We start from the raw sequence: 1,455 nt of genomic DNA, 5'->3' as shown, positions 1-1,455 counted from the left end.
ACCTTGAACCCATCTGTCATCGGTCGCCCAAACTACTACCTCACCAACTTCCCGTCCACCAGAAAATTGGGGTCAATTCGCAAGCTTGTTACAGGTTTTTCCAACTTTTTGGTTGTCCATTCTGCCTTAGGGAAAATCCATTGCAATTCGTTATTGATGTAGGCCCTTACCGGCATATCAAAACCGTCAATGATTTCGCTGTAGCGAAAGGAGAATTCGTTGCCGTTAATCTTAAATTCAACTACGGGAACACGATGATCTCTCAGGTATTGGTCAAAGAATTGTGTTAAATCATATCCAGCCTTTTCACCGATGTAGTTTTCAATCTGGGCAGTTGTCACCGTTTGGTGCCAGAAATCCCTGTTAAGACCCCTGAGTATTTCCTGCCACTTCTCATCATCTTCAAGCAACTGGCGAAGGGTGTGGAGGATGTTTGCCCCCTTGTAATACATGTCCTTTGAGCCTTTTTGATTGACGCCATACACCCCAATGATGGGCTTGTCATTTTGTATCATATTTCCGGTTCCCACTACATATTCTGCACCGGCTTCCTTTCCGTAAAAATACTCTACAAACAGGCTTTCAGAATAGGCCGTAAAGCCTTCATGTATCCACATATCTGCGATGTCTTGGTAGGTGATGTTGTTGGCAAACCACTCGTGGCCGTTTTCGTGAATGATGATAAAATCAAACTTCATCCCCCAACCGGTGCCGGACAAATCCCTGCCCAGATAACCTTTCATATACTGATTGCCGTAAGTCACCGAACTTTGGTGTTCCATCCCCAGATAAGGAGCTTCTACCAGTTTATAACTGTCCTCATAAAAAGGGTAGGGTCCAAACCAGTGTTCAAAAGCTTCAATGGAGCGCGGGGCGTCTATAAAGTGCTCTTTGGCTTTATCCAGATTGTAGCTCAGCACCCAGTAATCCATGTCCAGTGTGCCGTTTTCTCCTTCATACTGTTCTCCAAAATGGACATAGTCACCAATGTTGATGTTTACGCCATAGTTGTTGATGGGGTTGGTGACATACCAATGCCAGGTTTTGGTATTATCGTCTTGTTCTTCCACATTTTTGAGCCTTCCGTTGGAAACGTTTACCAATGATTCCGGCACACGCACGCTGATGGCCATACTGTCCACCTCGTCATACATATGGTCTTTGTTGGGCCACCACACACTGGCACCCAATCCCTGACAAGAGGACCCCACAAAGTGATTGCCATTTTCGTCGTGTTTCCAGGAAATGCCACCATCCCAGGGTGCGTTCACCGCTTCCCGGGGGTGGCCGCTGTAATGCACCACCACTTCTTCGCTGTTGCCTACTATTTGAGGTTTTTTGAGTGTTACAAAATGGGCAGGGCCAATGCTGTTAAAATCTAATACTTGACCGTCCTGAGTAATTTTTTCAATCTTAAGGGGTTCCTGCAAATCCACTTGAAGCACCAGATGAGAT

General features: G+C 45.8%; 1 protein-coding gene. It reads right to left on the bottom strand.

Annotation, left to right across the window (positions count from 1 at the left end):
* Nucleotides 1-35: 35 nt before the first annotated feature.
* A partial coding sequence (locus tag AC6F75_RS12140; RefSeq protein WP_500715298.1) for a M1 family aminopeptidase occupies nt 36-1,455 on the bottom strand: 1,420 nt, incomplete at its 5' end.

It is taken from the genome of Planktosalinus sp., from assembly GCF_059864935.1.
The sequence above is the reverse complement of the archived record's forward strand: the minus strand, read 5'-3'. Positions and strand labels throughout refer to the sequence as shown.